The organism is Gordonia sp. YC-XJ4 (genome assembly GCF_059511865.1).
On the sequence record NZ_CM183447.1, the window covers coordinates 1,058,660 to 1,083,777 of the forward strand.

The 25,118-nt window shown below is 66.9% G+C and carries 24 protein-coding genes; 15 read left to right on the forward strand and 9 right to left on the reverse strand.

Features of this window, described 5'->3' with window-relative positions; all coding sequences use genetic code 11:
- Window positions 1-25: 25 nt before the first annotated feature.
- Window positions 26-790 (reverse strand): hypothetical protein, encoded by a 765-nt coding sequence (locus AC5ZH6_RS04685; protein WP_496168526.1) that lies wholly within the window; start codon window positions 788-790, stop codon window positions 26-28.
- A 163-nt stretch (window positions 791-953) separates the two neighbouring features.
- Between AC5ZH6_RS04685 and AC5ZH6_RS04690 the strand changes: the two genes are divergently transcribed.
- The 5 genes from AC5ZH6_RS04690 to AC5ZH6_RS04710 all read left to right on the forward strand — a co-directional run bounded on the left by AC5ZH6_RS04690 (window position 954) and on the right by AC5ZH6_RS04710 (window position 5,909).
- Window positions 954-1,835: a DNA-3-methyladenine glycosylase family protein gene (locus AC5ZH6_RS04690; protein ID WP_020172354.1), complete on the forward strand. Its 882-nt coding sequence runs from the start codon at window positions 954-956 to the stop codon at window positions 1,833-1,835.
- Window positions 1,836-2,006: 171 nt separating this feature from the next.
- Window positions 2,007-2,861 carry an ABC transporter permease gene (locus AC5ZH6_RS04695; protein WP_496168527.1) on the forward strand — a complete coding sequence of 285 codons (855 nt, stop codon included), beginning with the start codon at window positions 2,007-2,009 and terminating at the stop codon, window positions 2,859-2,861.
- Window positions 2,862-2,875: 14 nt separating this feature from the next.
- Window positions 2,876-3,628: an ABC transporter ATP-binding protein gene (locus AC5ZH6_RS04700; protein WP_094601864.1), complete on the forward strand. Its 753-nt coding sequence runs from the start codon at window positions 2,876-2,878 to the stop codon at window positions 3,626-3,628.
- 101 nt (window positions 3,629-3,729) lie between these two features.
- Window positions 3,730-4,770: an ABC transporter substrate-binding protein gene (locus AC5ZH6_RS04705; protein WP_006372524.1), complete on the forward strand. Its 1,041-nt coding sequence runs from the start codon at window positions 3,730-3,732 to the stop codon at window positions 4,768-4,770.
- Window positions 4,767-5,909 (forward strand): LLM class flavin-dependent oxidoreductase, encoded by a 1,143-nt coding sequence (locus tag AC5ZH6_RS04710; RefSeq protein ID WP_496168528.1) that lies wholly within the window; start codon window positions 4,767-4,769, stop codon window positions 5,907-5,909. The genes AC5ZH6_RS04705 and AC5ZH6_RS04710 overlap by 4 nt, the downstream gene beginning before the upstream one ends.
- Here AC5ZH6_RS04710 and AC5ZH6_RS04715 read toward each other — a convergent pair.
- Window positions 5,860-6,507, reverse strand: coding sequence for a class I SAM-dependent methyltransferase (locus tag AC5ZH6_RS04715; RefSeq protein WP_094601866.1), 648 nt, complete (start codon window positions 6,505-6,507; stop codon window positions 5,860-5,862). The two genes, AC5ZH6_RS04710 and AC5ZH6_RS04715, sit on opposite strands and share 50 nt — an antisense overlap.
- Window positions 6,508-6,519: 12 nt before the next feature.
- Window positions 6,520-7,056: a carboxymuconolactone decarboxylase family protein gene (locus AC5ZH6_RS04720; protein WP_496168529.1), complete on the reverse strand. Its 537-nt coding sequence runs from the start codon at window positions 7,054-7,056 to the stop codon at window positions 6,520-6,522.
- A gap of 25 nt (window positions 7,057-7,081) precedes the next feature.
- On the opposite strand from AC5ZH6_RS04720, the gene AC5ZH6_RS04725 reads away from it, so the two are divergent.
- From AC5ZH6_RS04725 to AC5ZH6_RS04740, 4 genes are all read left to right on the forward strand, one after another.
- Window positions 7,082-7,549, forward strand: a complete 468-nt coding sequence (locus AC5ZH6_RS04725) for a MaoC family dehydratase (protein ID WP_020172349.1) — start codon at window positions 7,082-7,084, stop codon at window positions 7,547-7,549.
- Window positions 7,550-7,693: 144 nt separating this feature from the next.
- Window positions 7,694-9,208 (forward strand): Na+/H+ antiporter NhaC family protein, encoded by a 1,515-nt coding sequence (locus AC5ZH6_RS04730; RefSeq protein WP_006372529.1) that lies wholly within the window; start codon window positions 7,694-7,696, stop codon window positions 9,206-9,208.
- Complete coding sequence (locus AC5ZH6_RS04735; RefSeq protein ID WP_006372530.1) at window positions 9,205-10,722, forward strand: basic amino acid/polyamine antiporter; 1,518 nt, start codon at window positions 9,205-9,207, stop codon at window positions 10,720-10,722. Before AC5ZH6_RS04730 ends, AC5ZH6_RS04735 begins: the two co-directional genes overlap by 4 nt.
- Before the next feature lie 63 nt (window positions 10,723-10,785).
- Window positions 10,786-12,033 carry an arginine deiminase gene (locus tag AC5ZH6_RS04740; protein ID WP_006372531.1) on the forward strand — a complete coding sequence of 416 codons (1,248 nt, stop codon included), beginning with the start codon at window positions 10,786-10,788 and terminating at the stop codon, window positions 12,031-12,033.
- 2 nt (window positions 12,034-12,035) lie between these two features.
- Here the strand turns inward: AC5ZH6_RS04740 and AC5ZH6_RS04745 are convergent, their stop codons facing one another.
- The 3 genes from AC5ZH6_RS04745 to ramB are packed head-to-tail and all read right to left on the reverse strand — an operon-like array spanning window position 12,036 to window position 16,365.
- Window positions 12,036-12,674, reverse strand: a complete 639-nt coding sequence (locus AC5ZH6_RS04745) for a response regulator (RefSeq protein ID WP_006372532.1) — start codon at window positions 12,672-12,674, stop codon at window positions 12,036-12,038.
- Between the two features lie 10 nt (window positions 12,675-12,684).
- Window positions 12,685-14,883 carry a sensor histidine kinase gene (locus tag AC5ZH6_RS04750; protein WP_006372533.1) on the reverse strand — a complete coding sequence of 733 codons (2,199 nt, stop codon included), beginning with the start codon at window positions 14,881-14,883 and terminating at the stop codon, window positions 12,685-12,687.
- A gap of 45 nt (window positions 14,884-14,928) precedes the next feature.
- A complete protein-coding gene (ramB, locus tag AC5ZH6_RS04755; protein ID WP_006372534.1) occupies window positions 14,929-16,365 on the reverse strand; it encodes an acetate metabolism transcriptional regulator RamB in 1,437 nt (478 codons plus the stop codon).
- Between the two features lie 92 nt (window positions 16,366-16,457).
- Here ramB and AC5ZH6_RS04760 point away from each other — a divergent pair, with 92 nt between their 5' ends.
- From AC5ZH6_RS04760 to AC5ZH6_RS04780, 5 genes are all read left to right on the forward strand, one after another.
- Window positions 16,458-17,006 carry a hypothetical protein gene (locus tag AC5ZH6_RS04760; protein ID WP_496168530.1) on the forward strand — a complete coding sequence of 183 codons (549 nt, stop codon included), beginning with the start codon at window positions 16,458-16,460 and terminating at the stop codon, window positions 17,004-17,006.
- Window positions 16,994-17,257 (forward strand): hypothetical protein, encoded by a 264-nt coding sequence (locus AC5ZH6_RS04765; RefSeq protein WP_496168531.1) that lies wholly within the window; start codon window positions 16,994-16,996, stop codon window positions 17,255-17,257. Before AC5ZH6_RS04760 ends, AC5ZH6_RS04765 begins: the two co-directional genes overlap by 13 nt.
- 493 nt (window positions 17,258-17,750) lie before the next feature.
- The gene (gene aceA, locus AC5ZH6_RS04770; protein WP_006372536.1) at window positions 17,751-19,037 is read left to right on the forward strand and encodes an isocitrate lyase; all 1,287 of its coding nucleotides are present in this window, start codon (window positions 17,751-17,753) and stop codon (window positions 19,035-19,037) included.
- A gap of 183 nt (window positions 19,038-19,220) precedes the next feature.
- Complete coding sequence (locus tag AC5ZH6_RS04775; RefSeq protein WP_006372537.1) at window positions 19,221-20,105, forward strand: 3-hydroxybutyryl-CoA dehydrogenase; 885 nt, start codon at window positions 19,221-19,223, stop codon at window positions 20,103-20,105.
- A 200-nt stretch (window positions 20,106-20,305) separates the two neighbouring features.
- A complete protein-coding gene (locus AC5ZH6_RS04780) occupies window positions 20,306-21,079 on the forward strand; it encodes a hypothetical protein (protein ID WP_006372538.1) in 774 nt (257 codons plus the stop codon).
- Between the two features lie 34 nt (window positions 21,080-21,113).
- On the opposite strand, the gene AC5ZH6_RS04785 is transcribed toward AC5ZH6_RS04780, so the two are convergent.
- The gene (locus AC5ZH6_RS04785) at window positions 21,114-21,713 is read right to left on the reverse strand and encodes a helix-turn-helix domain-containing protein (protein WP_035728807.1); all 600 of its coding nucleotides are present in this window, start codon (window positions 21,711-21,713) and stop codon (window positions 21,114-21,116) included.
- Window positions 21,714-21,742: 29 nt separating this feature from the next.
- On the opposite strand from AC5ZH6_RS04785, the gene AC5ZH6_RS04790 reads away from it, so the two are divergent.
- A complete protein-coding gene (locus AC5ZH6_RS04790) occupies window positions 21,743-22,981 on the forward strand; it encodes a benzoate/H(+) symporter BenE family transporter (protein ID WP_006372540.1) in 1,239 nt (412 codons plus the stop codon).
- Here the strand turns inward: AC5ZH6_RS04790 and AC5ZH6_RS04795 are convergent.
- Both AC5ZH6_RS04795 and AC5ZH6_RS04800 read right to left on the reverse strand, forming a co-directional pair.
- Window positions 22,922-23,371, reverse strand: a complete 450-nt coding sequence (locus AC5ZH6_RS04795; RefSeq protein WP_244421213.1) for a MarR family winged helix-turn-helix transcriptional regulator — start codon at window positions 23,369-23,371, stop codon at window positions 22,922-22,924. The two genes, AC5ZH6_RS04790 and AC5ZH6_RS04795, sit on opposite strands and share 60 nt — an antisense overlap.
- Before the next feature lie 107 nt (window positions 23,372-23,478).
- Complete coding sequence (locus tag AC5ZH6_RS04800) at window positions 23,479-24,594, reverse strand: DUF3089 domain-containing protein (RefSeq protein ID WP_138944171.1); 1,116 nt, start codon at window positions 24,592-24,594, stop codon at window positions 23,479-23,481.
- Window positions 24,595-25,118 lie beyond the last annotated feature (524 nt).

Genomic DNA, 25,118 nt, shown 5'->3' on the forward strand with positions numbered 1-25,118 from the left:
TTCGTCGTGTTCGACGCCGGAGCGCTCAGCCGTCGGCGGCCACCTTGTTCACCGCCGCGGTGAAGAACTGCCGGAAGGCGGCGTCGTCGGGAGCGGAGCCCGGTGTGGTCGCGGTGTAGAGGGCCGAGACGCTGTACCCCTTCACCGACGCGAAACCGGTGTAGGTGGTGACGGTCACGACCTGGCCGGCCGTGGAGACCTTCTGGTCCTGACGCAGCACCAGGACATCGCCCGGATCCGCCTGGGTGGCCGGTGCGGGTATCACGGTGTTGGTCGCGGTCGCGGTGGTGCCTGCGGCCGCGCCGGTGTTGATCGTGATCGAGAAGTTCTTGCAGGGTCCCGTGGCCCTCGCCCGTGCCGCGGCGACGTCGCTCGACTGCGCGGCGAGGCCTTCGCTGAGAATGCCGCCGCTCGTCGAGGTCGCGACCGCGACACCGAGCTTCGAGGCATCCACGTCCGGCAGCTTCTGCAGATCGGCGCACGCGGACGGGGTGATCGTCGCGTTGCGGGTGGTCCCCTGGAACTGCGACACCGCCTGCTGGAACTGATCCTCCGGCAGCGGGGTGAGGGTGAATCCGGCCGGGAGATCGGCAGCGGTGACCACCAGGCCCTTGACCTTCGCTGGATCGCCGCTGGTCGTCGATACGGTGCTCGGCGACGCCGTGGACGGACCTGCCGACGTTGTGTCAGCGGCCTGCGGTGTCCCCGACGTCGTGCAGCCTGTGATCAGCAGAACCGAGGTGGTGGCCGTCGCGGCCGCCAGAGAACTGCGGATGACCGTGTTGCGCATGAAGTGCCCCCTGTGTCGATGGTTCCGGGCACACCGGAGCCACCGATGAGGGTAACGGCCGGCTGGGCGTCCTTTCCACGGATGGTCGTTCGCGTGAACGCCTCGTCCGCGGTGGTTCGTCCCCGCCCGGGAGTGTCGGGAACGATGGATACAGTCGAGGACGATGAACGCCGAGCGCACCAGGGTGTGGACGCCGCCGGGACCGGTGGATCTGCGATACACGCTGGGACTGCACCGGCGCGGCGGAGGTGACCCCGCGTTCCGCTACGGCCGCGACGGGTCGGTGTGGCGCGCGAGCCACACCCCGGACGGAGCGGCAACCCTGACCGTGCGTGTCGACGGTGAGCGCATCGTCGGCCGCGCGTGGGGCGACGGCGCCGACTGGCTGCTCGAATCGATGCCCGCAATGCTCGGCGGCGACGACGCCCCCGAGTCCATGCCCGTCCACGACGACGTGGTCGCCGGACTCGTTGCCCGCTCGCGCGGGTTGCGCATCGGGGCCACCGGGCGCGTGTGGGAGGCGCTCGTGCCGGCCATTCTCGAACAGAAGGTGGTCGGTGCCGAGGCCTGGCGGGCGTGGCGATACCTGGTGCGCCGCCACGGTTCCCGGGCGCCGGGGCCGGTGCCCGACGACATGCGGGTGCCGCCGCCGCAGGAGCTGTGGCCCTCGATCCCGGTGTGGGACTGGCACCGCAGCGGCGCCGAGCCGGTGCGGATGCGCACGATCCGAGGCGCCACCTCACTCGATGTGGAACGGCACGCCGGTCGGCTCGACATCCTGCGCGGTGTCGGCCCGTGGACCGTCGCCGAGACCCGGGCGCGTGCGGTCGGCGACGCCGACGCGGTGCCCGTCGGCGACTACCACATTCCGTCGGCGGTCGGGCAGACTCTCATCGGGGAACCGGTGGATGACGCGCGCATGCTCGAACTCCTCGAACCCTATGCCGGACACCGCTATCGGATCATCCGGATGGTCGAGATGCACGGCTCGCGTCCCCAGCGACGGGGCAACCGGATGAGCGTGCGCGACTATCGCACGATGTGACTGCCGGATAATCACACGGTGCAAGCGCCGAATCGTCAGACGGTGCAAGCGCCGAACTATTGCACGATGCGAACATCGGTGTCGAGTCCGAAACGGGCTGAGCGCACTTCGCGTCATGCTGAGCGCAACCGTTCTGCCCGCTCCGGAACTGCCGCATCATTGCCCACCATCATGGCAATTTCTCTTATCTCGGGTTCCAGTTCCTCGGCGGCGTCGTCATCCGGGCGACCATCGGGCACCAGGTCGGCGGCGCAGATCCGCGCGGCACGACGCTCACGCGTGCTGACGTGGATCCGGGTCCTCTCACCCATCGGCGTGCTCGCACTGTGGCAACTCGGGAGCGCCCTGGGGGTCCTGCCGCAGGACAAGCTGCCCGCACCCTCGCTCATCGCCGAGGCCGGCTGGGAGAAGCTGCAGAGCGGTGAACTCACCGACGCCATCGTCGCCTCCACCGAACGCGTGGCGATCGGCCTGGGACTCGGCGTGGTCATCGGCATCGGGCTCGGGGTGATCGTCGGACTGAGCCGGCTCTCGGACGCGATCATCGACCCCAACATGCAGGCGATCCGGGCGCTTCCGCTGTTCGGTCTCATCCCGCTGTTCATCCTGTGGTTCGGTATCGAGGAGACCCCGAAGATCCTGCTGGTGGCACTCGGTGCGATCTTCCCCCTGTATCTCAACACCTCGGCCGCGATCCGACAGATCGACCCGAAGCTCCGCGAGAACGCCAAGGTCCTCGGATTCGGCCGCCTGCAGACGATTCGGGAGCTGGTCATCCCCAGCGCCATGCCGCAGATCCTCGTCGGACTCCGGCAGTCACTGGCGATCGCCTGGCTCAGTCTGATCGTCGCCGAGCAGATCGCGGCGACTTCCGGGCTGGGATACCTGATCAACAACGCGCGCGATTTCCTCCGCACCGACGTCGTGTTCTTCGGCCTGATCATCTATGCGGCACTGGGATTGATCACCGACGCGATCGTGCGCGCGTTGGAGAAGTACACCACGCGCTACCAACGGACCAACTGAAGGAGGGCCGGCCCATGACTGCCACCATCGATGCCGCGAGCGCCACGCGGACAACGCAATCGACCGAGATCGCCGGGCAGGTGTCGGCGGCGACCTTCGCCTACGGCGACGCGGAACCGGTGCTGCGCAACGTGTCCCTGACCGTGCGCACCGGCGAGATCGTCGCCATCATCGGCCGCAGCGGCAGCGGCAAATCGACCCTGCTGCGGCTGCTCGCCGGCCTGTCGCAACCCTCGACGGGTGACGTCACCACGTCCGGGGCACCCGCGGTGGCATTTCAGGAGCCCCGACTGTTCCCGTGGCGCACGGTGCGCCGCAACGTCGAATTCGGGGTCGTCCGTTCCCGACTCAAGGGTGCGGCGGCCGCCGCCCGGGTCAACGACACGCTCGCCGAGGTCGGGCTGGCCGACAAGGCCGACGCGTGGCCGGCGCAGCTGTCCGGCGGTCAGGCCCAACGGGTCTCGTTGGCGCGCGCCCTGGTTGCCGATCCGCAACTGTTGCTGCTCGACGAACCGTTCGGTGCTCTGGACGCATTGACGCGGGCGGCCATGCACCGGCTGCTGATCAACCTGTGGCAGGCCCACGGATTCAGCGTTCTCGTCGTGACCCACGACGTCGACGAGGCGCTGCGCCTCGCGGACCGGGTGGTCGTGCTCGCCGACGGGCACATCGCCGCCGACGTCACCGTCGACGCGCCACGTGATCCCGACGGCGCAGCGCAGACCGCGCATCTGCGGGCCCGGCTGCTCGACGCTCTCGGCGAATAGGGCACTCACCGTAACCTCCCGCTCACCAGTTTTCTTGGCCCGACGTCTGTCGGGTCGGCATCATCGAAAGGCTCGTGGAAGAAATGTCTCGTGGTTCACGCATGTCCGCCGGAGGGTTCCGCGGACGTGCGACCGTACTCGTCGTCCTGGCCGGGATTCTCGCGCTTGCGCTCAGTGGCTGTGTCAGCAAAGAGGATTCGACCGGCGCCGTCGCCGACGCCAGCGTCGATCCCGCACAGTTGGCCGGCCTGACGTTGCGCGTCGGCGACCAGAAGGGCGGTACCGAATCGCTCATGCGCGCTGCGGGAGAACTCGATTCGCTGCCGTTCAAGGTCGAGTTCTCGACGTTCACCTCGGGTCCGCCCGAGATCGAGGCCGCCACCGCGGGCAAGATCGACTTCGCCGTCACCGGTAACACGCCCCCGATCTTCGGTGCGGCGTCGAACGCGAAGATCAAGATCGTCTCCGCCTACACCAACAACGCCGGTGGTGACGTCATACTCGTGCCCGCCGGCTCCACCCTGACCTCCGTCGAACAACTCAAGGGCAAGAAAGTCGCTGTGGCCAAGGGAAGTTCGGCCCACGGCAATCTCCTCGAGCAGTTGAGCAAGGCGAACCTGAAGCTCGGCACCGACGTCACCCCGGTCTTCCTGCAGCCCGCCGACGCGTTGTCGGCCTTCTCCAGCGGCGCGGTCGATGCGTGGGCGATCTGGGACCCGTATACGGCTATCGTGCAAAAGGATTCGGGTGCGAAGATCCTCGCCTCGGGGACCGGGGTGGTCAACGGCTACGGCTTCGGCATCGCGTCCAATGAGGCCCTTGCCGACGCCAAGCGCAACACCGCGCTGCGGATCTTCGTCGAACACCTGGCCAAGGCCAGCAAGTGGGCGTCAGCCAACGTCGAGACCTGGTCGCAGCAGTACGCGAAGGCGATCGGCATCGACCCGCAGGCCGCACTGGCGGCACAGCAGCGCAGCGTCCGGCCGGCCATCGAGATCGACGACACCGTGGTCGCCTCGGAGCAGAAACTGGCCGACGCCTTCGCCGCCGCCGGCCAGCTCGACCACAAGCCCGTCATCGCCGACTTCGTCGACAAGCGCTTCAACTCCACCGTGGCGCCCTACGCAGTGAGTACGCAATGACCGCAGAAGCCCAGCCCGAGGCACACTTCCACTGGTTCCTGCCGACCTCCGGCGACGGACGCGAGGTCATCGGCGGATTGCAGTCGGCAGGCATCCTGGGCACCGCGTCCGCGATCCGGCCACCCGATCTCGACTATCTCGCGCTGGTGGCGAAGACCGCCGAACGGTTGGGTTTCGAGTCGGTGCTGACCCCGACCGGAACCTGGTGCCACGATGCGTGGCTGACCACCGCCGCACTCATCCGGGAGACGAGCCGCCTGAAGTTTCTCGTCGCCTTCCGGCCCGGGCTGATCACCCCGACGCTTGCCGCCCAGCAGGCCGCCACGTTCGCCGAGTTCTCCGGCGGCCGTCTCGCCCTCAACATAGTCACCGGCGGTGACGCGCAGGAGCAGGCGCGGTTCGGGGACCGGCTCACCAAGGAGCAGCGCTACGCCCGCACCGGGGAATTCCTGCAGATCGTCCGGCATGCCTGGACGGGAACGCCGTTCGATTTCTCCGGTGAGCATTACGACGTCACCGGTGCGGTGGTGGGCCATCCGCCGAACCCGGTGCCGCAGGTGTTCTTCGGTGGTGCCAGCGAGTACGCGCGCGAGGTGGCCGCGGCCACCGTCGACACCTATCTCACCTGGACCGAACCACCGGAGAAGGTGGCCGCACTCGTCGAGGACGTCCGTGCCCGCGCCACCCGGCACGGCCGGGAGCTGACCTTCGGAATCCGGGCGCACGTGATCACCCGCGACACCCGCGAGGAGGCCTGGGCCGAGGCCCGCAAGTTGGTCTCGCGGATGGACCCGGCATTGATCGAGCTTGCCCGCCAACGTCTCTCGCAGTCGGAGTCCGAGGGACAACGTCGGCAGCTCGCCCTCAACGCCGACCTCGACAACCTCGAGGTGTACCCGGGGCTGTGGGCGGGTTATGGTCTGGTTCGCCCGGGAGCCGGAACCGCATTCGTCGGCAGCCATGCCGAGGTCGCCGACCTCATCGCACAATATCGGGCGATCGGCATCGACCACTTCATCCTCTCCGGGCAACCGCACATCGAGGAGGCCTTCTGGTTCGCCGAAGGCGTGGCGCCGCTGGTGCGTTCGGTCAGTGCCCACCGGGAGCCTGCGCCAGCACATACTGCCCCTCACCGATGACGGTCTGCTCGATGTGTTCGGCACCGCCTCGGCGCAGCGCGCCGGTGATCTCGTCGCGCCCGAAGACGCGGTAGCCGCCGATGGCCGCCAGCGTCTTCACCCCGGGCACCGTCGACACCGGTCCGGCCACCGAGGTGAACACCACCAGCAGCGCACCGGGGAGCGCCACCCGCAGCATCTCGTCGAGCACGGGGAGCGGGTCGGGGATCAGGTAGAGCGCGGCCAGGCAGATCACCTCGTCGAAGGTGTTGTCGGCGAACGGGATCGCGTGCGCGTCGACACGGAGGTAACTCGCGCGGTCGATGCTGTTGGTGGCCACCGCGGTGTGCAGCATCGACGGTGAGTAGTCGATGCCGACCACCCGTCCGTCGCCGGTGAGGCCTGCAGCAATGTCCCGGGTGTAATTGCCGGGCCCGCAAGCGATGTCGAGGACCATGCGTTCACCGGGCCGGCACAGATAGGCGCGTAGTGCGGCGTCGTAGTCGGCGGTCTCGGGACTGCCGAGACTGAAGCCGCGGGTGAACACCGGGCGCCACGCGTGCTCGTAGACGCGGGAGAACAGCGGGTTACGCATCATCCGCGCGGCAAACGACCCCATCGCCGAACGCCCTCAGGCGCGGACGTCGAGCTGCACCCGCAAGGTGTGCAGGGTGGTGGCGAGCATGTCGTACTGACCGACGAGCAGCAGTAGGCCGATGGTGCGGCGCTCGTCGAGGTGGCGGCGCAGCGCCTCCCACGCGACGTCGTCGATGTCGCGGGTGGTCACCAGTTGGTCGACCACGCGCAGGATGGCGCGTTCGCGATCCCCCCATCCGGCGTCGGGACCGTCGAGGATGCGCGCGAGTTCATCATCGGTGATGCCCGCGCGTTTGCCGATCCGACGATGGTGGTCGAGCTCGTAGGCCGACTCGCGCAGATGCGCGACACGGATGATCACCATCTCGGAGTCCTTGCGCGACAACGTCCCGAACGGCATCAGCCGAGCCCCGAAGTACAGCCACGCCCGGAACAGACCACGGGTGCGGCCCAGCGTGGAGAAGATGTGGGTGTCATGGACACCGGTGACGCGCGCGGCGAGGCGGGTGAAGGCCCAATTGGCGGGACCGAGGTCACGGAATCCGCCGGGAGCGATCCGAGGGGTGCTCATGGCATCACGGTAGACTACGGCGATTATGACGACTATCACACCGCGCGTGTTCGGCTCCCTCGATGACGTCAAGGCCGCGATCGGCGAAGACCTCGGCTCCGGGGAATGGCTCGAGATCACCCAGGAACGGGTCAACCAGTTCGCCGAGGCCACCGGCGACCACCAGTGGATTCACGTCGACCCGGAGCGCGCGAAGGCCGGGCCGTTCGGTGCGCCCATCGCACACGGCTTCCTGACACTCTCGTTGCTGCCGATGCTCGCCGGGTCGATCTTCACCGTCGAGGGCCCCAAGCTCGTCATCAATTACGGCATGAACAAGGTGCGTTTCCCCAATCCGGTACCGGTCGGGTCCCGCATCCGCGCCAACGCCGTGATCACCTCCGTCGAGGAGGGTCCCAAGGGCGTGACCATGGTGGTGCGCAACACCGTCGAGATCGAGGGCGCCGACAAGCCCGCATGCGTCGCCGAGAACGTCCGGGTGATGGTGTACTGACCCCGGCGCGTTCACGGCTGCGTGGCCACGTCACGCAGATCGTGACCCCCGAAGAGGGGACGGCGGACCGTCGGCGCCGTGACCCTTCTCCGAGCACTATTGTCTTGCGGCGCAATCGCGTCCGTGGTCTCGGAGAGGGCGCGTATGGACGACGAGGGGCAACGATCCGAACCCGACGAGCCCAACGGCCAGGCCGCACCCACCAGGGAACCCAGCGTCGCCGACGCCGTCGTGCCGATGCTCGCACTGGCCGTGTTGATCGCCGGATCGCTGGCGCTCTTCGGACTCGACGCACTTGACGGTCCGATCCAGGTTGCGCTGATATTCGCGTGTGCCGTCGCCGCACTCATCGCGTTGAAGAACGGCCATCCGTGGTCGCAGGTGCAGGTTGCCGGGCAGGGCGCGCTGTCATCGGTGAGTAGTGCCATCTTCATCCTGCTCGCCGTCGGTGCGTTGATCGGGACGTGGAATCTGTCCGGCACCATCCCAACCCTCGTCTACTACGGCATCCAGGTACTCGCCCCCGGATACTTCTACATCGCCACCGCCGTCATCTGCGGCATCGTCGCGATGTCCATCGGGAGTTCGTGGACCACCGTCGGCACGATCGGGGTCGGGCTGGTCGGGATCGCCACGTTGCTGGGGGTGTCGGCGGCGATCACGGCCGGCGCCGTCATCTCCGGCGCCTACCTCGGTGACAAGCTGTCGCCGTTGTCGGAGACCACGATCCTCACCGCGCAGATGGTCAAGGTCGACCTCTACACCCACATCCGCTCGCAGGCATGGTCGTCGCTGCCGGCTTTCGGGCTCGCGTGTGTGGTCTTCATGATCCTCGGGATCGCCGGACCAGCGGTCACCGCGACCCCCGGCGAGGAGGTCGAACTGGCCAAACTCGACCAGATCTACTGGATCAGCCCGGTGAATCTGATTCCGCTGTTGGTGCTCGTGGTGATGTCCGCGCGCAAGGTCCCCGCGTCGCTGGCTCTGCTGAGCGCGGCCCTGGTGGCCGGAGTGCTTGCGCCATTCACCCAGGCGTCGCTGGTTCGCGAGTTCGTCGGAGACATCGGCGGGTCGCCGAACGTGGTTGTCGGTGCGATGCAGGCCATCTGGAAGGTGATGGCCAACGGACTCACTGTCAACACCGGAATCGCCGACATCGACCGTCTGGTGTCGCGAGGCGGTATGGACAGCATGTTGTTCACGATCTGGCTCATCATCGGTGCGGTCACCTTCGGTGCGCTTCTCGAGCATTTCGGACTCATCAATCGCCTCATCGTGCCCGCCATCGCCGCGGCTCGAACCCGTGGCCGCCTGTATCTGACGGTGTTCGCCACCGCATTCGGGCTGAATCTCGTCGCCGGGGATCAATACATCGCGCTCGTCCTGCCCAGCCGCATCTACCGCGCCGAGTTCGGCAGACGTGGGTTGGCACCGCAGAACCTCTCGCGATTGTGCGCCGACAGCGCGACGGTGACCTCCCCGCTGGTGCCCTGGAACTCGTGCGGTGCATTCATGGGTGCGGTCCTCGGGGTGGCCACGCTGTCGTATCTCCCATTCGCGTTGTTCTGCATCTTCAGCCCGCTGCTCAGCATCGTGTACGGCTTCACCGGATTCAAGATCGTCCACCAGCCCACCATCGGAACGGAGACCTCGGCGTGAGCCAGAACGCAACCGGTGAGCACGCCGGCAGTGAGCAAGCCGGCAAGGTCAATCTGCCGACCCTGACGGCGATGGTCGTCGGCTCGATGGTCGGATCGGGGGTCTTCTTGCTGCCCCGCAGATTCGGCACCGAAACCGGGGTGTTCGGCGCCATCATCGCCTGGGCCATCGCCGGTACCGGAATGTTGATGCTGGCGTTCTGTTTCCAACGCCTGGCCACGCGCAAGCCGGATCTCGACGCAGGGATCTACGCCTACGCCAAGGCAGGCTTCGGCGACTACGTCGGCTTCGCGTCGGCATTCGGTTTCTGGGCGTCGGCGTGCGCCGGCAACTGCTCCTACTGGGTGCTCATCATGACCACCACGAGTGCGTTGTTCCCCGGATTGGGCGACGGTACAACTGTTGCGGCCGTGATCGTCTCGTCCGTGTGCGTCTGGCTGTTCTTCTTGCTCATCAGCCGCGGAGTGCAGCAGGCAGCCATCATCAATCGCATCGCCACGATCGCCAAGATCATCCCGCTGGTGGTCTTCATCGTGCTGGCGCTGGTCATGTTCGACGCCGGATACTTCGCCGACAACTTTTGGGGCGGAAACGGAATCGACGTCGGTTCGCTGTGGGACCAGGTCACCGGAACGATGCTGATCACGGTGTTCGTGTTCCTCGGAATCGAAGGCGCCAGCGTCTATTCGCGATTCGCCAGGAAGCGTGAAGATGTCGGAAAGGCAACCGTTTTCGGGTTTCTCGGGGTACTGGGGGTATTCGCGCTGGTGACGCTTGTGTCCTACGGCTCCATGCCGCAGGGTGAGTTGGCCTCGATCGATCAGCCGTCGGTGGCCTCGGTGCTCGCGCATCTGGTCGGTGACTGGGGTTCGATCTTCATTCGCATCGGCGTCGTGGTGTCGGTGCTCGGCGCCTACCTCGCGTGGACCCTGATGGCCGCCGAGATCCTGTTCATCCCGGCCCGCAGCAAGGACATGCCCGCCTTCCTCGGCCGTGAGAACAAGGCGGGTGCACCGATTTGGGCTCTGGTTCTCGCCTCGGGACTCGTGCAGATCCTGTTGATCGTCGTTCTGTTCGTCGACGACGGGCTGGACTTCATGCTCGACCTCACCTCCGCGCTGGCGTTGCTGCCCTATCTGCTCGCCGCCGCATTCATGCTGAAACTGACCGTGACCCGCGAGACCTACGAGTCCGGGAGATCGCGGACCCCCGACATGATCATCGCGTGTGTCGCGGTCGTCTACACGGCGTTCCTGGTGTGGGCGGCCGGCCTGGACAAACTCTTGTTGTCCTGCATTCTGTACGCGGTGGGAACCGTTCTGTACGTGCTCGCGCGACGCGAACAACGTCTGCGGATCTTCACTCGTGTCGAGGCGATGGTCTTCGGGGTGGTCCTGGTGGGCGCAATCGGCGGGATCATCTATCTGGCAACGGGTTCGGAGGACATCCACGAACACCCCGACCATGAGCGTCACGCGACCTACGTCGAGGGCGCCGACCAGCCCGCGCATTGACGCCGCCCGGATCGGCGTCGTCCCCGATTGTCCCGATTCTGCTGTGAGAAAGGAATTGTTCCGATGGCCAACGCTTCTGCCGCCTATGGTGTCCACTCCGAGGTGGGGCGCCTGCACAAGGTCCTGGTGTGCGCCCCTGGGCTTGCCCACGAACGCTTGACCCCCACCAACGCCGACGACCTGCTCTTCGACGACGTGCTGTGGGTGCAGAATGCCAAGCGCGACCACTTCGACTTCATGACGAAGATGCGTGACCGGGGTGTCGAGGTGGTCGAACTGCATAATCTGTTGGCCGAGACGATGGAGGACCCCGCCGCGCGCGCGTGGCTGCTGGACCGCAAGATCGTCGCCAACGAGGTCGGTCTCGGACTCGTGGCACAGACTCGCGGCTACCTCGACGAACTACCCGCCAGGGAGCTGGCGGTTCTGCTGATCGGCGGGATGTCGACCCGGGACCTGCCGTCGGACCTGCGCTCGGACTACATTGCACTGGCGCGTGAGGAGACCGGTCCCGCCGAGTATCTGATGCCGCCACTGCCCAACACGCTCTATACCCGTGACACCACGTGCTGGATCTACGGCGGCGTCACCCTGAACCCGCTGTACTGGCCTGCGCGCCATGACGAGACGCTGCTGATGAAGGCCATCTACCGGTTCCATCCCGACTTCGTCGGCGCAACCGTGTGGTGGGGTGACCCGGAGAAGTACTGGGGCGCAGCGACGATCGAGGGTGGTGATGTTCTCGTCCCGGGTAACGGCGTGGTGCTCATCGGTATGAGCGAACGCACCTCGCGGCAGGCGGTCACCCAGGTGGCCGCGGAGTTGTTCGCCAATGGCGCTGCCGAGAAGGTCATCGTCGCCGGGATGCCGAAATTGCGGGCCGCGATGCACCTCGACACGGTGTTCACCTTCGCCGATCGTGACGTGGTGAGTGTGTACCCGAAGATCGTGAACTCCATCGATACGTTCATGTTGCGGCCCAACGATTCCGGCGTGGGCATCGATGTCACCACCGAGGACCGGCCGTTCGTGGAGGTGGTCGAGAAGGCACTGGGGTTGGACCGGTTGCGCGTGGTGGAGGCCGGCGGTACGGAGTACGCGTCCGAACGGCAACAATGGGATTCGGGTAACAACCTCGTCGCCGTCGAGCCGGGAGTCGTATTCGCCTACGACCGCAACACCCACACCAACGCGCTGCTGCGCAAGGAGGGCGTCGAGGTGATCACCATCGTCGGTGCCGAACTCGGACGTGGACGTGGCGGTGGGCATTGCATGACCTGCCCGATCATCCGGGATCCGTTGCCCGCCTGAGATCACCGATCGGCGTCGGCGGAGGATCCGCGGGGGATGAATCCGTCGGCGACGCCGGCCGCGTACAGCTCGGACTTGGTCCGCGCGTGCAGCCCGGCCCGGTCATACTTGGCGCGGACACGATCGATGTACTGCTTCGCCGTACTCGGTGCCACCCCCATGCGGCGGGCGACACTGTCGAGTTTGAGCCCGCAGGCATAGAGCTGCAGTGCACGCACCTCCTGGTCGGACAGCGCAGGACGGTCGGATGCGGTGTCGTCGATGAACGCCCGGGCCAGCAGCGGGCTCGTCGCCGGCTCGCCCCGACAGGCCGCGCGCACCGCGGCAAGCAGATCCACGATGCCTTCGTTCTTGCCCACCACGCCGCACACGCCGAGCGCCACCAGGCGACGTACGTGTCGGGGACTGCCGAGCGCGGAGACGACCAGGACCGGGGTTCCCGCGCCGATGATCCGGGCGACGCTGTCGGCGTCGACCAGGCCGGCCGGTCCGAGATCCAGGTCGACGATCACCAGGTCGAGGTCGGTGCGTTCGACGACGTCATCGAGACTGTCTGTGCTGCAGACGATCTCGTGGCCCTCTCGCGAGAGCTGAGCGGCCATCGATTCACGGACGAGTTCGTGGTCGTCGACCAGGGCCATCACCGGCATCTCACACCCGCTGTTCCAGAACACCATCGGGGACGCCGGGTGCGACGACGGTCAGGCTCGGTCCGTCCTCATCGTCGAAGAAGCCCATCGACACCGCATCGTGCGGTGCGGACTCGATGATCACCCGCGCCACGACCTCCCGAGCCCGTGCGGCGGTGCGTTCGTCCACATCAGCGGCGGCGATGATCGACAGGCGCACCTCGTGCGGACGGGCGATCGCGATGAGATCCACCAGAAGCCGCGTCAGAATCGGTGCGGCGGTGGGTAATCCGGCGATGCAGCGCAGGTACCCTTCTTCGCGCTCGGCGTCGGCCCGCACGCTCGCATGCTCGGTGGCAGCAGGGTCGGCGGCGATCCGGTGCAGGAGTGCGGCGGCGGCGATCAGCGTGTCACCCACACCGTCGGCGCGCAACGCCTCGGTGGCCGCCGCCTGATCACGGGCCATGCGGATGGACCGCATTCGCATCTGCCGGTGGTCGATGGCCCGTGACATCGTCACCAGGCGGTGGCGGAGCCAGACGACGGCAGCCACGACCAGCACGTCGGCGACGAGCAGCACCGGCGCGGAGGATGCACAGCCCTGTGGCCCGAGAAGGGTGAGGAGCGTGGTCGCAGCGACGACCATCGCGATGACCGGTCCGACGACGCGAACGCGCCCGTCCACCAGGATCACCACCACGCACAGGGTCGCCGCGGCGTCGCCGGACCAGCCGACGATCGACGTGGTACCGCAGGTGGCGGGCATGCCGTGCGTGCCGACGAGAACAGCGGAGGCGGTCACCGTTGCGCCGATGATCGCCAGGACCGGTGATGACAGTCGACCGGACCGTGCCGCGGTGCCGATGACCGCGACCAGACATGCCGCGGTGAGCGTCCAGACGAGGGCCGCGGTCGACACCGCGCCCGGCGGGGTGTCGCGGCGGTCGACGACGAACATGATGATCGAGATCAGGGCGAACTGCGTGAGCATGATGGCCGATACCGAAGCGGCAAGTGGCCCGGTGCTCGCGACGAGAGTGCCGGCCTGCGAGCCCGGCCGATCGATCTCGGGGGTGATCGTCACCGAGGTGCCGGTGCCGGCGAGGGTGTGCACCGTGATCGCGACGCCGGTGTGTGCGGCGCGTGCGTCCATCGATGTGCGAAGCGCCTGGGGGTCTGCGCAGCCCACACCGTCGTCGTCGACGTGCACCGCGGTCGAATCGGGTGCCGACCACACGCGGGCCACAGGCACCTGTGCGTGCTTGGCAACGTTGGTGAGAGCCTCGCGGATGAGTGCGAGAATCTCTGAGCGGCGCGACGGTGGTAGACCGGCGAGGAATGCGTCGACGGGGGTCCGGTCGGCGATCAGCACCCGTACGCCAAGGGCCGCGGCGTCCTCGATGACCTCGTCGAGCGTGCGCAGCACCGACGTGCCGACATCGCCGACGGTGGCGAGGGCCTCCAGATCGGCACGGCAACGGGCGACGACGGCGTCCTCGCGGCCCGTGAGGCGTCCTCGCGCGATGGCTCCCAGCGTGTTGATGACCGTGTCGTGGAGAAGCCGTGAACGCCGGGCCGCGAGCCGGGTCTCGGCGAGTGCGCGGTCGGCGTCGAGACCGGCGCGCGCGGCGCGGTCGGAGAGCAGGGCCACCCGCCGCAGTGACGCGGCGATCACCGCGGCGGCCGCGGCGCCACACAATGAGTAGACGGGTGTGGCGAGCTGATACCTCAGGACCGTTGTGGTTGCGGGTAGCAGCGCCGCGGTGCAGGCCGTCGCCGCCAGCGTGGTCGATGCCGCGGCCGCCAGTGCTCGACGAGCGGGCAAGACGAGAGCGGCGCCGATGCCGAACATGATGCACGCGTCGACCACAGCGCGAAGGTGCGCGGTGTCGGGAACCGTGGTGGTGGCTGCGATTGCCACCACCAATCCCATCCAGCTCAGCAGGGCGGCGCCGGGACGGGCGTACCCCCGTATCGCGAGAACACCCACCACGAGATGAATCGCGTAGCCGCACCACAGTCCGATGTGATCGTCGGCGCCGTGCCGAATGGACAATGGGACGAGTGGGGCCGCAACGGCCATACCCAGCGCGAGACGGATGAGGGCGGAGTCGACACCCGCGGCGTACATCGAGGTCGTGCGGTGGGGGTCGGCACGGTGCCAGATGGCGTCCCGGAGCGGCCCGGCCGCCCGCGTGTCGACCGCTCCGCCGCTGCGCACGTGATCATTATGCGGGGCGGTCCCCGCCGACGCCCGGGACTTTGGTCATATGTTCATGTACGGCGAGACGGTGCTCCCGTGCTCGTTGACCCGCAGACGCGTGCCCAGCGAGGGGAAGGCACGTTGCGCGCAATGCTGGCGCTCGCACACACGGCATCCCGCGCCGATCGGGGTGATCCGCGCCTGCGGACCGATCTCGAGCCCGTCGGAGTAGATGACGCGCGCGGCATGTCGCAGCTCGCACCCCATGCCGATCGCGAAGGTCTTACCGGGTTGGCCGAAGCGTGCCGCCCGGCGCTCCACGGTCCGCGCGATCCAGAAATACTCACGGCCGTCGGGCATCTCGGCGATCTGGGTGAGGATCTTGCCCGGTGATCCGAACGTCTCGTACACATTCCACAGCGGGCAGGTGCCTCCGGAGGAGGAGAAGTGGAATCCGGTGGCGGACTGGCGTTTCGACATGTTTCCGGCCCGGTCGACGCGCACGAACGACCACGGGATGCCCCGCAGATTGGGTCGTTGCAACGTCGAGAGCCGGTGACAGATCGTCTCGTAGGAGACCGCGTAGAACGCCGAGAGCCGTTCGATGTCGTACCGGAAATCCTCGGCCGCACCGTGGAACTGGCTGTAGGGCAACAGGGTTGCGGCCGCGAAGTAGTTGGCCAAGCCGTACCGGGCCAGCGAGCGGGCCTCGTCGCTGGTGAAGGTGCCGGCCTCGACGAGCTCGTCGATGAGATCACCGAATTCGAGCAGCGCCAATTCGGTCGCGAGCTTGAAGGCGCGCTGCCCCGACGACAGCGCCGCCGACACCTCCAGTCGGCGGGTGTCCGGGTCGAACCGGTGCAGCACATAGTCACCCAGGTCCACGCGGCGGACGACGGTGACCCCGTGACGCTTCTCCAGGCGATCGATGATCTCGCGGCGCACATCACCGGAGTGCATGCGCATCCGGGTGGTCATCTCCTCTGCGGCGACGTCGAGTTCGTGAATGTAGTTGCGGCGCTGATAGAAGTAGTCGCGCACTTCCTCGTGCGGTGCGGTGATCGCGCCGCGCATCGATCGGTCGCCGCGTTCGTCGGTTGCCGCGGCGAGCTGATCGGAGGAGTTGCGGTAGCGCCGGTACAGCGTGACCATCGCGTTCGCGATGTCGGGGTGCCCGGCGACCATCGCACTGATCTCCTGCGGGTCGAGCGCGGTGTCGGTGGCCTCGACGTCGTCGTCGAGCAGCACCTCCCGGAGCTCGGCGACGAGGCGGACGTCGTCCTGGGAGTCGAAGAATCCGGCGTCGACGCCGAAGGTCTCGGTGATCCGGGCGAGCACCTTGGCGGTGAGCGGCCGCGCATCGTGCTCGATCTGGTTGAGATAGGACGGGGATATCTCGAGTGTCTGGGCCAACGCCACCTGCGAGAGGCCGCGCTCCGAACGCAACTGGCGCAGGCGTGAACCCACGTAGGTTCGCGCACCCGCATAGGTCTTGGTCACCGCACACCTCCGCTGCTCACCGTCGCTGGGACCCGCCCGGCCGATGCGCCCGATCCCGGGGGAGTCGATGAGCTTCAGGGTACGGTGACGGCGTGCGGGTAGGGCGCGCTCATCGGCGCAGGGGGACGACGGCGGGGCCGGCGACGCTGGTGGTGGGCCTCGTCGCGGCGGTGACGGTGGCGTGTGGTCATGCGCCGACGACCGTCCCCGATCTGGCGGCCGCGCCGGCCGACCTGCTGCTCGATCCGTCGACGCTGCCGGTCGGATTCACCGCCACCGAGTTGTCGGTGCCCCAGCTCGTCGACGCCAACTCCACGCAACTCAAGGCCTCCGACGCCACCGAGATCACTCCTCCGCAATGCCGGCCCACCGCCGATGCGAAGCTCAATCCGACCCTGACCGAGGCGAATTCGGCGGTACTGGCCGCGCAGGCCTCCTTCGGTGGGCTCGTCGAGCTGGTGACCACACAGATGCGCGACATCGGCGCCGACGTGGCCGCCATGACCGGCGCCTGCGCGCGCACGCAGACGATGATCACGACGGGCAACCTCGCCGGGACGAGCATCGTCACCGAGCACTCCGAGATGGCCACACCGAACTCGGCAAGGACGCCGAGAAGGTCGAGCAGATGCTGCTCGTGAAGTCGGCGACGACGACCACCCTGGCGGATCGATCGGTCCGCACCCGCATCGACTACGTGGGCTACGCGATCGTCGCCCGTCCGGGTGGGGCCGCACCGGTCTCGGTGAGTCTCACGGTGTCCGGTGACCCGACCGACGCCGTCGCGCCGCCCGCGGCGCCACCCGCCGCCCAGCCCCCGCTCGCCGAGCAGGACTTCGTGACGCTGTTCGGCAGTGCGCTGTCGGTGGCCGCGGCGGGCCGCAAGAGCTGACGACGGCGTCGCGCCGGGGCATTCTGCGGTGGCCCGCCGGCGATGGGCTGTCCGATTTTGTGTGAAGGTCGTCACATCCCTATGGCCGGGCGAGGCCGGCCGGCGCTCACGCCGGTCGTCCGCCCTCGCATCGAGGGCGTCGGTCGGATCGTCGAAAATCCCAGTACGCGCGTACTTTTTTATGAAACGCGCGCGGCCTTCACACATCGCCTTTCGCAAAATTTGCAAAACCCAGGGGAATCATGGCCAGTGTTCACACCACAAACCTCACTGGACCTGCGGCTTTGCCCTGTGGCACTCTTGGTTGCAGACACAACCGGATCGCTTCGGCGAGTTCGCAAAAGTGACTGCGGCCCTCGGGTCCCGGCCATCGATTGCACCACTCACCGAAACCGGGCGTCTGTCAGCAAGGGATTCGGCTCGGGTTTCACGCACGGGCCGGACCACCATCGGTCACGTCGGGCCGAGTAGTACAACGAAAGCGAAGTGGCTAATGAGCAACGTCGGAAAGCCCCGTACCGCCGCGGAGATCCAGCAGGACTGGGACACCAACCCGCGCTGGAAGGGCATCACCCGCGAATACACCGCCGACCAGGTCGTCGAGCTGCAGGGCTCGGTCGTCGAGGACCCCACCCTGGCCCGTCGTGGCGCCGAGATCCTCTGGGAGGGTGTCAACGGCGACAACTACATCAACGCGCTCGGTGCCCTCACCGGCAACATGGCCGTTCAGCAGGTGCGCGCCGGCCTCAAGGCCATCTACCTGTCCGGCTGGCAGGTCGCCGGTGACGCGAACCTCTCCGGTCACACCTACCCCGACCAGTCGCTCTACCCGGCCAACTCGGTGCCGTCGGTCGTGCGCCGCATCAACAACGCGCTGCTGCGTGCCGATGAGATCGCCAAGGTCGAGGGCGACACCTCGGTCGACAACTGGGTCGTGCCGATCGTCGCCGACGGCGAGGCCGGCTTCGGTGGCGCGCTCAACGTCTACGAGCTGCAGAAGGCCATGATCGCCGCGGGTGCCGCCGGTACCCACTGGGAGGACCAGCTCGCCTCGGAGAAGAAGTGCGGCCACCTCGGTGGCAAGGTGCTCATCCCCACCCAGCAGCACATCCGTACCCTGACCTCGGCTCGTCTGGCCGCCGACGTCGCCGGCGCGCCGACCGTCGTCATCGCCCGCACCGATGCCGAGGCCGCCACCCTGATCACCTCCGACGTGGACGAGCGCGACAAGCCGTTCCTCGATGGGACCCGCACCGCGGAGGGTTTCTACGGTGTGAAGAAGGGCATCGAGCCCTGCATCGCCCGCGCCAAGGCCTACGCCCCGTACTCCGACCTGATCTGGATGGAGACCGGCAAGCCCGACCTGGAGCTGGCCCGCAAGTTCGCCGAGGCCGTCAAGAGCGAGTTCCCGGACCAGTTGCTGGCCTACAACTGCTCGCCGTCGTTCAACTGGAAGCAGCACCTCGACGACGCAACCATCGCGAAGTTCCAGAACGAGCTCGGCGCAATGGGTTTCAAGTTCCAGTTCATCACGCTGGCCGGCTTCCACGCCCTCAACTACTCGATGTTCGATCTGGCCTACGGCTACGCCCGCAACCAGATGAGTGCCTACGTCGAGCTGCAGGAGCGCGAGTTCGCCGCCGAGGAGCGCGGTTACACCGCCACCAAGCACCAGCGTGAGGTCGGTGCCGGATACTTCGACAAGATCGCCACCACCGTCGATCCCAACACCTCGACCGCAGCCCTCAAGGGCTCGACCGAGGAAGGTCAGTTCCACTAGGACTCGACTGTCCGCGATTGTGCGTACCAGACAGGCGGCCCGCGACTCACGTTGCGGGCCGCCTGTTCCTGTACGGGCGGGGTGTGGTCGACCCCCCGGGGGTCACGCGTCGTCGCCGAATTCTTTGTCGTGTAACGACATCGAGTGCTGGGTTCTTATTGATCTGTCGCTAGGAGTGCTGCAATGTCCGGTGAGATCATCTCGCGCGTGGGTGTCGTCGGCGCGGGGCAGATGGGTGCCGGGATCGCCGAGGTGTGCGCTCGCGCCAACGCCGACGTCCTGGTCTACGAGGCCACGCGGGAACTGACCAGTGCCGGGCGGTCGCGCATCCTGCGCTCCCTCGACCGCGGTGTGTCGAGCGGCAAGCTCACCGAGCGCGAACGCGAACAAGCCTCGTACCGATTGCGATTCACCTCCGATCTCGGGGATTTCGCCGATCGGCAGATCGTGTGCGAGGCGATCGTCGAGGACGAATTGGTCAAGACCCAGGTGTTCGCGCAACTCGACAAGGTCGTCACCGATCCCGTTGCGGTGCTCGCCTCCAATACGTCGTCGATCCCGATCATGAAGCTGGGCATGGCAACCCACTGCGCCGGACGGGTGATCGGCATGCATTTCTTCAACCCGGTGCCGGTGCTGCCGCTCGTCGAACTGGTCACCACGTTGGAGACCGCGACCGAGGTGAGCGAGCGCGCCGAGACCTTTGCCCACGACGTGTTGGGCAAACAGGTGATCCGATCGGCCGATCGCTCCGGGTTCGTCGTGAATGCGCTGCTCGTGCCGTATCTGTTGTCGGCGATCCGGATGGTCGATACCGGTTTTGCGACCGTGGAGGACATCGACAAGGGCATGGTGCTCAGTTGTGCGCATCCGATGGGTCCGATGCGGCTGGCCGATCTCGTCGGCCTCGACACCGTCAAGGCGATCGCCGATTCGATGTACGACGAGTTCAAGGAACCGCTCTACGCCCCACCACCTCTGCTGTTGCGCATGGTCGAGGCAGGTCGGATCGGCAAGAAGGCCGGGCGAGGTTTCTACTCCTACCCCGATGGGGTCACCGACGCGTAGCGCTGTGGACGGTCGGGTCGCTATGACCGTGCTAACAAAGCGCTTGCAATTGCTAGCGAAGCGTGGATACTGGTAGATGGATGCGCCGCAACACCGACGATCTCGACCAGCTCTCACCGTCCCGACGATCATTCATTGATCTCGAGAATCGACATTCGTTGCGCTGCTGAACTTCTGACAACCCCACCAAGGAGGCCGCAATGAGCACCGCCGAACGAACCCTGGCAAACCCCTTCTATGCAGTCGTCGGCGCGGGCGATCTGGCCATCGCGCAGGTGACCGATGTTGTCGCGCAGCTGCGCGAGCGCACCGAAACCGCCACCGAGACCGCGAGCACCCGCTTCGAGGAGACCAAGAGCCGGCTGAACAGCCTGCCCGATGAGGTCCCGAGCATCGACGAGCTGCGCGCCAAGCTGAATCCCGAAGAACTGCGCAAGGTTGCCGAGCCCTACGTCGAGCTGGCCACCACCTTCTACAACTCGCTCGCCGAGCGCGGCGAGGAGACCCTCGAGCGCCTGCGTCAGCAGCCGCTCGTCCAGGAGGGTCTGACCCGCGCCGAGAAGACCTACAACGACGCGGTTGACCTCACCGAGGACGCCCTCGGGGTCGTGTCGACTCAGACCCGCTCGGTCGGCGAGCAGGCCGCCAAGATCGCCGGTCTGGTCGGAGCCCGCGTCGGTGAGGCAGGCGACGCACTCGACGACGCCGCCGATGCCATCGGCGACAAGGTCGACGAGGCTGCACTCGAGGCCGGCGAGAAGCTCGACGAGGCCGCCGAGGCCGTCACCGAGGCCGGCGAGACCGTCAAGGCGCAGGCCGCGACCGCTGCATCCAAGATCGACGGGGCGGCAGGCACCGTGGAGGGCAAGGCGCGCACCGCGAACGACTCGCCCGCCAAGAAGATCGCCGCCGCCAAGAAGGCTCCGGCGAAGAAGGCCCCGGCCAAGAAGGCCCCCGGTCGGGCGACCAGCTGAGCTGACCCGGGCTGAACCGAATTCCCAACGACCCCTACGGCTTCGGCCGTGGGGGTCGTTGTCTGTCGGGTGGTTGTGTATCCGGGGTGTTGGGCGTATCGGGTGAGTCGGGCGTCTCGGGTGAGTCGATGGTGAGCACCGCCAGCGCGCCGTCGTCACTTCGGTAGCTGTGGTCGGTATCCGACATCCACTGCAGGGATCGGCCGGGTCCGGCGGTGTTCTCGGCCCCGAGCGGGCCGGCGGTGACGTGCCCGCGTACCACCCGGACATGTTCGACGACGCCGGGTCCGTGGGCGGGGGAGATCGTGGTGCCGCCCGGATGAACCGCGAGCCAGAACACCTCGGTGGTGGCACCGCCGAGATGGTGTTCGACGTGCAGGAGTCGCGCCGAGAGGTGCGGGCCCGAGCCCTCGGTGCCCGACTCCTCGCCGAGTAACGCGGTCAGCGGTACCCCGAGCGGGCCGGCGACGGCGTAGAGAGTGTCGAGAGTCGGGTTGCGCCTGCCGGATTCGAGTTCGGACAGCGATCCCTTGCCGATGCCGGCGGCGCGGGCGAGTGCCGACAGACTCATGCCGCGCCGCTCGCGGGCCGCGGTGATACGCGCACCGACCGCAGATCTCCCCGGGTGTTCCATAAACAGAACGATAGCGTTATGGTGGCCTGATGACCACCTCTCCGGCATCGTCGATCAGTGAGCCGATCACCGCGGGAATCATCACCGCGCTGGTCGGCTTCACGTCGTCGTTCGTCGTGGTGGTCGCCGGGTTGCGTGCGGTCGGCGCCGATCCCGGGCAGGCGGCGTCGGGTCTGCTCGCGCTCACCGTGACCTTCGCGGTCGGGATCATCGTCCTGTGCGTCGCCACGCGGAAGCCGATCACCCTGGCCTGGTCGACGCCGGGAGCGGCGATGCTGGTGGCCGCGGGCGCGGACTATCACGCCGGCTGGCGGGCTGCGGTCGGGGCTTTCCTCGTCGTCGGAATCCTGATCCTGGCGACGGGGCTGATCCCGGCTCTGGGTGATCTGATCGGCCGGATACCTACTCCGATCGCTCAGGCGATGCTGGCCGGCGTCCTGTTGACCCTGTGTCTGGCACCCATGAAATCGCTTGCAGCGCAGCCGCTGCTGACCCTGCCGATTCTCGCCGTGTGGCTCATCGCGACTCGATGGCTGACCCGCTGGGCGTTGCCGCTGGCCTTGGTGACCGCCCTCGTCGTCATCGGCATCTACGTCGCGGTACACGGTATCGGCGCGGGTGTGACGACGCAGTGGTGGCCGCAAATCGCCTGGACCACTCCGAGATTCGATGTGTCGGCGATCGTCGGGCTGGCCATCCCGCTCTATGTGGTGACGATGGCGTCGCAGAATGTTCCCGGCGTGGCGGTGTTGAAGTCGTTCGGTTATGACACCCCTTGGCGTCCTGCGATGTTCGTGACCGGGATGGGTACGGTCGTCGGCGCACCGTTCGGTGGGCATGCCATCAACCTGGCCGCGCTGTCGGCGGCGCTGGCCGCGGGCGAGGAGGCGGGCACCGACCGAACCCGGCGATGGATTGCCGGTGTGTCCGGCGGCATCAGCTATCTGGTGCTGGCGGTGGCTTCCGGAGCGCTGGTCACCATCACCGCGATTGCGCCGCAGGGACTGCTGGAGTCCGTGGCCGGGCTCGCATTGCTGGCAACGTTCGCCAACGCTTTACTTGGTGCGTTCACCCACAACGAGTTTCGGATCGCGTCGGGTCTGACGTTCGTCACCGCAGCTGCGGGCGTGACGTTCTGGGGGATCAGCGGCGCCTTCTGGGCCATCGTCGTCGGGCTTGTGTCCCACGGGGTGTTGCGTCGTCGAGGGTCAGCGTCCGGACCCGACGGGCATCGCGGAGTTGAGGATCGCCAGCGTAGCGCTCAGTGACTTGTGAGCCGATGCCGACAGGCAGCCGAACACCTCCACCGAGATCGACTCCATCATCGCGTTCGCGTCGGCGAGCGTGGCGCGTCCGCGATCGCTCACCGTGACGATCGATCGCCGTCGGTCGGACGGATCCTTGGCGCGCACCGCCAGGCCGGCCGCATGGAGTTCGTCGATGGCCGCCACCATCGTGCTCGTGTCGATGCCGGTCTCCACCGAGAGTTGTTGTTGAGAACGAGGCCCCGAGTGATCGAGAACCGCCAGGATGGTGAAATGCCGTGTGCGGATGCCGAGTTCGGCGAGCCTGTGCTCGGTCATCCGGAACATCTCCTGCCCCAGTCGCAGGAAGACGCAACTGTCGTGCTGGGAGACCGGCTCGGGTACCAGCGCCACCGCGATCACATCTCCTTTGTCTCGGATACATGTCTCGGCCGTTCCGATGCGCACAAGCCGATGTCGCGAATGATATCGGCGTCCGGCAGAGTTCGCCCTCTGCGGGGTCAGTGCTCACGGGACCAACTCGTGATCTGTTGTGCGGCGATGGAGATGAGACGGTCATAACCGAGGTTGATGTCGACGAGATGCGTGTTGAACAGTGGGAGTTCGTTGGGTTGGCGTCCGCCGTCGATGACCGCGAACCGATACAGGTGATGGCCGTTGGTGTCGACGCAACGGCCGACTGCGCGTTCTTTGCTGGTCGTCCAACTGGACCGAGAGCGGGGTAGCCCCTCCGGGAACGTGGTGTAATCCATCAGCACCGAGATGACACCGAATGCATAAGGGTCAGAGGGAACGGTGATGCCGACCGGTTGTCGGTCACCGCTCAACACGGCCGGGTCTGTGCATGCGATCTCGCTTCCCGATCCCGCCGGTAACCCGAAGGCGGCACTGAGAATGTCCAGATTGCCGTTTCCGAACAGGCTCAGTCCGGTCGGCGGGTCGGTCACTGCCGTGGAATACGCGACAACGCAACCGCTTTCGCCTCGACGTGTGCAGAGGGGGATGTGGCGGAAATCGCCACCCGTGGTGCGTCCCGGTGCGGTCGACACGTTTCCGCCCATCAGGAATGCGCCGACGAGCCGGTTGCGCACGGTCGGGTTGTTGTCGATGTTCTCGCGAATGAGCTTGCGTAGCATGAGCGTTCCCTGCGAGTGGCCGATGAGGATAACTCCTCGCCCGTGGTTGTCGTTGGCAAGGTAATCACGCCATGCGTGTAGTACGTCTTCATACGCGAGATCACCCGCACGCGAGCCCAACGCCTGGGTGGCCAGGGCGCCCAGCGTGACCTGCCGGTAGACGGGCGCGAAGATACGACACTGCGATCGGAAGCGGGCGGCCTGGTACTCGGCGATCGACTTCACCACCGGCGAGGCCACCATGGGAGCGTTGAGTGCAGGATCGCTGGTCACGGTCGGGTACACGTAGAAGCAATCGACAGGCTTGCGGTTTTCCGGTGGTACCGGGGTGACTGTCCGCTTTCCGGTGGACAGATCGGTGGTGTCGGTGGGTAGGTCACAGGGGTCGTTGGTCATCGACGGCGAACACAGCCAGGTGGTGCCCGAGCCTGGTGGTTGCGCCTCGGCAGGCGCCGCGAGCGCGCTGAGTGCTGCAACCATGCTCGTCAAGACGACAAAGACGAGCAGCCGAGCCGATGTCTGACTCTTCAACGGAACCCCCTGAGTAGTATGACGTGGCACATACACGCACCTAAGTGTGTCTTGGACCATAGCTCATTGTTCGTGGTGGAAACAATTAGTGGTGCGATCTGATTGTGTGCCGGTCGACCCGGACCTCGTGAGTCGCGTGAGCGGACACCTGTGATCGGGGTGCCTGATTGTCGGCGTGACGCTCCAATGCCCGGTGTTCGAGGTGCCGAGGAGCGCCAGCGACGAGCCTCGAGAACCCCTGTGCTGACGGGTTTCCGGGCCATCGTGATCCGAATCCAGCGCCAGCGCAAGCGGTCTCGAGGCTCGCCGCACGCGGCTCGCACCTCGACCATCGATCTGTGATGCTCCACCCTACCTGCCCGACGGCCGTCCCATCCCGATGGTCGAGGTGCCGAGGAGCGCCAGCGACGAGCCTCGAGACCCCTTGTGCCGACGGGATTCCGGGCCACGGGCACGACACCTCGACCATCGGG

Coding starts and splice junctions, on each gene's coding strand:
- AC5ZH6_RS04685 (WP_496168526.1), bottom strand. CDS start 790: ATGCGCAACACGGTCATCCGCAGTTCTCTGGCGGCCGCGACGGCCACC.
- AC5ZH6_RS04690 (WP_020172354.1), top strand. CDS start 954: ATGAACGCCGAGCGCACCAGGGTGTGGACGCCGCCGGGACCGGTGGAT.
- AC5ZH6_RS04695 (WP_496168527.1), top strand. CDS start 2,007: ATGGCAATTTCTCTTATCTCGGGTTCCAGTTCCTCGGCGGCGTCGTCA.
- AC5ZH6_RS04700 (WP_094601864.1), top strand. CDS start 2,876: ATGACTGCCACCATCGATGCCGCGAGCGCCACGCGGACAACGCAATCG.
- AC5ZH6_RS04705 (WP_006372524.1), top strand. CDS start 3,730: ATGTCCGCCGGAGGGTTCCGCGGACGTGCGACCGTACTCGTCGTCCTG.
- AC5ZH6_RS04710 (WP_496168528.1), top strand. CDS start 4,767: ATGACCGCAGAAGCCCAGCCCGAGGCACACTTCCACTGGTTCCTGCCG.
- AC5ZH6_RS04715 (WP_094601866.1), bottom strand. CDS start 6,507: ATGGGGTCGTTTGCCGCGCGGATGATGCGTAACCCGCTGTTCTCCCGC.
- AC5ZH6_RS04720 (WP_496168529.1), bottom strand. CDS start 7,056: ATGAGCACCCCTCGGATCGCTCCCGGCGGATTCCGTGACCTCGGTCCC.
- AC5ZH6_RS04725 (WP_020172349.1), top strand. CDS start 7,082: ATGACGACTATCACACCGCGCGTGTTCGGCTCCCTCGATGACGTCAAG.
- AC5ZH6_RS04730 (WP_006372529.1), top strand. CDS start 7,694: ATGGACGACGAGGGGCAACGATCCGAACCCGACGAGCCCAACGGCCAG.
- AC5ZH6_RS04740 (WP_006372531.1), top strand. CDS start 10,786: ATGGCCAACGCTTCTGCCGCCTATGGTGTCCACTCCGAGGTGGGGCGC.
- AC5ZH6_RS04745 (WP_006372532.1), bottom strand. CDS start 12,674: ATGGCCCTGGTCGACGACCACGAACTCGTCCGTGAATCGATGGCCGCT.
- AC5ZH6_RS04765 (WP_496168531.1), top strand. CDS start 16,994: ATGCTGCTCGTGAAGTCGGCGACGACGACCACCCTGGCGGATCGATCG.
- aceA (WP_006372536.1), top strand. CDS start 17,751: ATGAGCAACGTCGGAAAGCCCCGTACCGCCGCGGAGATCCAGCAGGAC.
- AC5ZH6_RS04775 (WP_006372537.1), top strand. CDS start 19,221: ATGTCCGGTGAGATCATCTCGCGCGTGGGTGTCGTCGGCGCGGGGCAG.
- AC5ZH6_RS04780 (WP_006372538.1), top strand. CDS start 20,306: ATGAGCACCGCCGAACGAACCCTGGCAAACCCCTTCTATGCAGTCGTC.
- AC5ZH6_RS04785 (WP_035728807.1), bottom strand. CDS start 21,713: ATGGAACACCCGGGGAGATCTGCGGTCGGTGCGCGTATCACCGCGGCC.
- AC5ZH6_RS04790 (WP_006372540.1), top strand. CDS start 21,743: ATGACCACCTCTCCGGCATCGTCGATCAGTGAGCCGATCACCGCGGGA.
- AC5ZH6_RS04800 (WP_138944171.1), bottom strand. CDS start 24,594: ATGGTTGCAGCACTCAGCGCGCTCGCGGCGCCTGCCGAGGCGCAACCA.